Source organism: Roseateles sp. (assembly GCF_052436255.1).
In the GTDB taxonomy this organism is placed as follows: domain Bacteria; phylum Pseudomonadota; class Gammaproteobacteria; order Burkholderiales; family Burkholderiaceae_C; genus Pelomonas.
Genome location: NZ_JBQVNP010000228.1, coordinates 1 through 5,197 on the forward strand (window position 1 = coordinate 1; position 5,197 = coordinate 5,197).

At 72.3% G+C, this 5,197-nt stretch carries 5 protein-coding genes; all 5 read right to left on the reverse strand.

What is annotated here, in order from left to right; translation table 11 throughout:
- Positions 1-2,806: cobaltochelatase subunit CobN (locus ACT6S0_RS26195; RefSeq protein ID WP_444766667.1), on the reverse strand; the 2,806-nt coding region annotated here is incomplete at its 3' end.
- Complete coding sequence (locus ACT6S0_RS26200) at positions 2,803-3,132, reverse strand: DUF2149 domain-containing protein (RefSeq protein ID WP_444766668.1); 330 nt, start codon at positions 3,130-3,132, stop codon at positions 2,803-2,805. The genes ACT6S0_RS26195 and ACT6S0_RS26200, both read right to left, overlap by 4 nt.
- Positions 3,129-3,587 (reverse strand): hypothetical protein, encoded by a 459-nt coding sequence (locus tag ACT6S0_RS26205; RefSeq protein WP_444766669.1) that lies wholly within the window; start codon positions 3,585-3,587, stop codon positions 3,129-3,131. The genes ACT6S0_RS26200 and ACT6S0_RS26205 overlap by 4 nt, the downstream gene beginning before the upstream one ends.
- Before the next feature lie 4 nt (positions 3,588-3,591).
- Positions 3,592-4,893 (reverse strand): cobyrinate a,c-diamide synthase, encoded by a 1,302-nt coding sequence (locus tag ACT6S0_RS26210; protein WP_444766670.1) that lies wholly within the window; start codon positions 4,891-4,893, stop codon positions 3,592-3,594.
- Positions 4,890-5,168, reverse strand: coding sequence for a hypothetical protein (locus ACT6S0_RS26215; protein WP_444766671.1), 279 nt, complete (start codon positions 5,166-5,168; stop codon positions 4,890-4,892). Before ACT6S0_RS26215 ends, ACT6S0_RS26210 begins: the two co-directional genes overlap by 4 nt.
- Between the last annotated feature and the right edge of the window lie 29 nt (positions 5,169-5,197).

A 5,197-nucleotide genomic window follows, 5' to 3' on the forward strand; every position in this document is an offset into this window, starting at 1 on the left:
GGTCCAGCAGCGTCATCAGCGCGGGGAACTGGTCGCGGTAGGAGCCGGTGATGCTGAGCAGCACGTCCACACGCGGCCGGCCGGCGGGCAGCTCGGCGGCGGGTAGCAGCCGCACGCCGGTGGGCCGGCCGCTGGCGTCCCACACCGGCGCCACGCCCAAAGCGGCCAGGGCCTGGGCCTCCATCAGGCCCTGGTGGCGCAGCGTCTCGCCGGCCCACAGGCTGAGCGCCAGGCGGCGCGGCGCCTGCCCTTGCTTCGCCTGCTCGGCGTACCAGGTCTCGAACAGCGTCTTGGCGACTTCGTAGGCCTGCTGGGTCGGCAGGCGGTTGGGGTCCAGGCCGGCGAGGTTGCGGCCGGTGGGCAGGCTGTCGGGGTTGCGCAGCGGGTCGCCGCCGTAGGCCGCGGGCAGAAAGCGCCCGTTCAGCGCGGCCAGCAGGCCGGGCAGCTCGCCCTCGGTGGCCAGGCGGCGCTCCAGCTCCTGTGCGCGCTCGGCCAGCTTCAACAGCGCCGGCGTGTCGATGGCCTTGCGCGCGGCGCGGTTGGGCACATGGCCCTCGGGCTCGGGCGGTCTCAGATCAAGCACGCTGGCGGCCTGCGCGTCCTTTAACGCGACGTCCAGCCACTGCCCGGGCCGCGAGCCGGCCACGCGCGCATGGTCGATCAGGAAGGCCTCGTCAATGTCCTCGCCCAGCGCTTCGATCAGCGGCTGGCGCAACATCTGCAGGATGGTCGTGTGGCGCGCGGCCACCTCAGGCACCTGGCCGAACACCGCCAGGCCCTGGGGCTGCGAGCTTTGCGCCAGACGGTCCAGCCAGGGGTGCAGCAGCTCCAGGAAGCCGGTGAAGTCCGCCGCGATGCGCTCGGCCGTCCAGCCCAGGTCGCGGTGCAGCTGGTGCTCGACGAACTGCGCCACCATCTGCCGCTCCAGCGCCTGGCGCGTGGGGCCGGCGTCCACCGTCTCCCATTCGTGCATCAGCTCGTGCATATGGGCCATGCGCGCATTGAAGCCGGCCGGCGCGAAGCTGGGCGTGCGGTGGCTCACCATCACGGCGCGGCCACGGCGCTTGGCGGTGAGTGCCTCGCCGAGGTTGTCGACGATGTAGGGGTAGATGACCGGCACGTCGCCCAGCGGCAGCAGGGCCTCGTCCATCACGTCCAGCGCGCGCAGCTTGCCGGGCGCCCATTCCTGCGTGCCGTGGGTGCCGAAGTGGATCAGCGCGTCGGCCTGGCGGCGTGCCCACAGGTAGGTGGCCAGGTAGTGGTGCGACAGGGCCGTCTTGCTCTTGTGCATGAAGGGGTCCTGGCCGCGCTTGAGCGTCTCCTCGCGCGGCGGCTGCGGCAGCACGCTCAAGTGGCCGAGCTGCAGCTGCGGGATGACGAAGACCGGGCGGCCCTGGTGCGCCACGACGTAGCGGCTGCTGCCCGGTGCGCCCCACTGGGCCTGGATGCGCTGGCGCAACGGCGCGGGCAGCGTGGCGAACCAGGCTTCGTAGTCCGCCACCGGCAGCGCAGCGGCCTGGTCGGCGGCCAGCAGCGCACGCAGGTCGGCGCCGGGGTAGTAGGCAGCGATCAGCGGCTTCAGCTGGCTGATCCACTCGCCTTCAGCCAGCGGTTGCACGCGGTAGCCGGCGTTCAGCAGGCCTTGCGACACGCGCTGCAGGCTGCGCGGCACGTTCAGGAAGCTGGCGCCGAAATGGTCGCCGCCCGGCGGGTAGTTGTAGACGAAGGCCACCAGCCGCTTGTCGGCCACGGGCTTGGTCTGCAGCGCGATCAGGCCGCGCGCCTTGGCCGCCACGGCGTCGGCCTGGCGCGTGATGAGCCGCGGCTCGCGGCCGCGCTCGCCATGGGCCACCACCAGCAGCGGGTCGATGGCGCCGGCACCTTCCGGTTGCGCGAAGTAGAAGGGCAGGTCGCTCTGCCCGAGGCCGGTCTCGCTGGCCTCCCAGCCGGCGACGGGGCCGGCGCGCCAGGGCAGTGTCTGCAGCACCGGCAGGCCCCAGCGCGCGAACAGCGGCTGCAGCGCGCCGGCCTGCGGCAGCAGCGCGTGGTTGACGATGACGCTCGCGAACGGCTTGCCGCCTTGCAGCCCCGGCAGCTCCAGCAGCGGTGCGAGCGACTCGCCGGCCAGGTGAGAGCTGAACGCCACGTAGGCAAACAACCCCTGCCGCTCGAAGCGCCGCAGCCAGTCGTCGACCCAGCCGGTGGCGCCCTGCACGAAGTGGTAGCGGTGCAGCAGCAGCACGACAGCCGGGCGCCCGCCCGCCAGGCCTGCCAGGTCTTGCGCGTGGCCCACCAGGTGTTGCGGGCCCGGCATGTCGGGGTGGTAGAGGCCGCGTTGCGGCAGCAGGGCCGGTGCGGGCAGGCTGCCGGGGGCCGCGCCCTTCAGCAGCGCAAAGGCCGCGCGCGTGTTGGCCACGCCGCCGGCCTGCAGGTAGGCGCGCGGGCTGCGGTCGCCGGCCGCCGGCTCGCCGGGCGGGATCCACGTGGTGGGCTTGCCGGCGCGCGTGACGGCCTCGCCCACCAGGCTTTGCAGCCTGGCCTGCACGCTGGCGTGCGGCGCGTCGATCCAGACGCTGTCTGCCGCCTTGAGCGCACGTTGCAGCTCGCGGGTCTGCGCGTCGTCCAGCGCCGCAGTGCGCAGCGGGTAGTCCAGCGACGTGAGCTGCATGCCCGCCGCCGCCGCCTCGCGCTCGATCAGGGCGTGGCGGGTCTGTGGCGTCACGTCCAGCGTGATCCACAGCAGGTTCGCGGCCTGCGCGGCAAGCGCGGCCAGCGCGAGGGCGGCGCCCAGCAGGAATCGCTTCAAGGGGCGGCGGCGCCGGAGGCTTCCGGCACGTAGATGATGTTGCCGTCCTTGAGCTTGTAGGCCACGCCGGCGCGCACGCCCTGGCCCTCGCTGCTGCCGCCGTTGCCCTTGTAGCGGATCTCCTGGCCCTTCTCGCGCACGACGATCTCCATGTCGGGCTCACCAGGGCGCTTGATGACGGTGACGTTCTCGTCGGCGGCGGCCTGCTGCTGCAGCGCCACGGCCGTCAGCAGCGCCACCACCAGCACAAGGAACACGTCCACCAGGTTGACGGCCGACAGCATCGGGTCGTCGTCTTCCTCGCCGAGGATGGACAGGTGCTTCATGCCGCGCCTCTGGAAGCGCGGATGCCGACGAGTTCAGCCATCAGCCAGCGGCGCTTGATCGAATACGCCACCAGGCCCACGGCCGCTGCGGCCAGCGCCAGCACCACGCCGGCAAAGGCGCTGCTGAACACCGCCAGCGCCTGCTGGCCCTGGCCGGCGGCCACGCTTTGCAGCGCCGGGCCCAGCGGCACCATCGTCGCGATCAGGCCCAGCAGCGGGCTCACACGGCCCAGCAGGCGCAGCGGCTCCAGCTGGTGCACGACCTGCAGCTCGATCTCTTCGAGTGGCTTGTCGGCATGGCCTGCCAGCGCACGGTAGCCCGGGCGGCGGCGCTGCAGGCCCTCCATCAGCGTGGCGCCGGCCACCCACAGCGCGTAGACGAAGCTGCAGGCCACGAGGATGAGCACGGGCCACAGCAGGGCCTGGGCGATCTGGGCGAAACCTTGTTCGAGCATGGGGTCAGGCCTTGTTCAAGAAGAAGGCCGCGACGGCCTGAGGGTTGGACGGGAAGTAGTGATGCAGATAGCTCGCGCGCAGCGAGCCCTGTTGGTAGAGCGCCTCGGCGGTCTTGCCACCGTTGGGGTTGCTGGCCGTGGCGATGGGCGCAAGTGGCGTGGCCAGGGTCGAGTAGTGGAAGCTGTGGCCGCGCAGCGTGCCCTCGGGCCAATCCATGCTCTGCATGCCGAGTGCGGCCAGGCGCTGGTGCAGCCGCGCGCTGCCGGGCATCAGGCCGGCCATCGCATGCTCGTGGCCGTCGCCGTCCACCAGCGTGTCGGCCAGGGCCAGCATGCCGCCGCACTCGGCCAGCAAGGGCTTGTGCAACGCCAGGTGTTCACGCAGGCCGGCGAAGAAGGTGGGGTTGGCGCGCATGGCGTCTGCATGCAGCTCGGGGTAGCCGCCGGGCAGCCACAGGGCGTCGCAGGGCGGCAGCGGCTCGCCGGCGATGGGCGAGAACGTGGCGACCTCGGCACCCAGTGCGCGCAGGCAGTCGAGGTTGGCGGGGTAGATGAAGGAGAAGGCGGCGTCTTGCGCCACGCCGATGCGCCGGCCCGCCAGCAGGGCCGGCAGCGCGGGCTCTGCTTCAGCGGCGAAGCGCACCGGCTCGAACTCGAAGCCCCGCGAGGCCTCGCCCCAGGCCTGCGCCCAGGCGTCCAGCTGCGCGTCCAGCCCGGGCAGTTCCAGCGCCTGCACCAGGCCCAGGTGGCGTTCCGGCAGGGCCAGGTCTTGCCGGCGCTGCAGCGCGGCGACCAGCGGCAGGTTGGCGGGCAGGCCTTCGGCCACCATGCGGCCGTGGCCTTCGCTGCCGACACGGTTGGCAACCACGCCGCACAGGCGGATGCGCTCGCCGCGCAAGCTCTGCAGGCCCAGCGCCAGCGCGGCAAAGGTCTGCGCCATGCCGCTGGCGTCGATGACGGCCAGCACGGGCAGGCCGAAGGCTTCGGCCAGGTCGGCGCTGCTGGGCGCGCCGTCGAACAGGCCCATCACGCCTTCGACGAGGATCAGGTCGGCCTCTGTCGCCGCCGCCGCCAGCTGCGCGCGGCAATGCGCCAGCCCGCCCATGAAGAGATCGAGCTGGTAGACGGGTTGGCCGCTGGCGCGCGCCAGCACCATGGGGTCCAGGTAGTCGGGGCCGGTCTTGAAGACGCGCACTGTCTTGCCGGCGTTGCGCGCGTGGCGGGCGATGGCGGCGGTGACGCTGGTCTTGCCCTGGCCGGAGGCCGGGGCGCTGACCATCAGCGCGGGGCAAAGGGTTGCGGTCATGCGTTCAACGCGACCCAGCGGTCCCGCACCTGAAAAATGGACAGACGGTGCTGGAACACCTGCTGCAGCGCCGCGTGCGTGGCGGCCTCGTGCGGCGCGCCCTGGTGGACGATGCGCCCGGCGTCCATGACGACGACGTGGTCGGCCTGCAGCGCGATGTTCAGCTCGTGCAGCACCGACACCACGGTGCCGCCATCGTCGGCAATGAGCCCGCGAACGATCTGCACACAGTCACTCTGGTGCGGCGCGTCAAGGATGGCCAGCGGCTCGTCCATCAGCAGCAGCGGCTACTCGACGGCCAGCG

Excerpts from the sequence above, each read along its gene's own strand:
- ACT6S0_RS26200 (WP_444766668.1), bottom strand. The coding sequence starts at position 3,132 with ATGAAGCACCTGTCCATCCTCGGCGAGGAAGACGACGACCCGATGCTG.
- ACT6S0_RS26205 (WP_444766669.1), bottom strand. The coding sequence starts at position 3,587 with ATGCTCGAACAAGGTTTCGCCCAGATCGCCCAGGCCCTGCTGTGGCCC.
- ACT6S0_RS26210 (WP_444766670.1), bottom strand. The coding sequence starts at position 4,893 with ATGACCGCAACCCTTTGCCCCGCGCTGATGGTCAGCGCCCCGGCCTCC.
- ACT6S0_RS26215 (WP_444766671.1), bottom strand. The coding sequence starts at position 5,168 with ATGGACGAGCCGCTGGCCATCCTTGACGCGCCGCACCAGAGTGACTGT.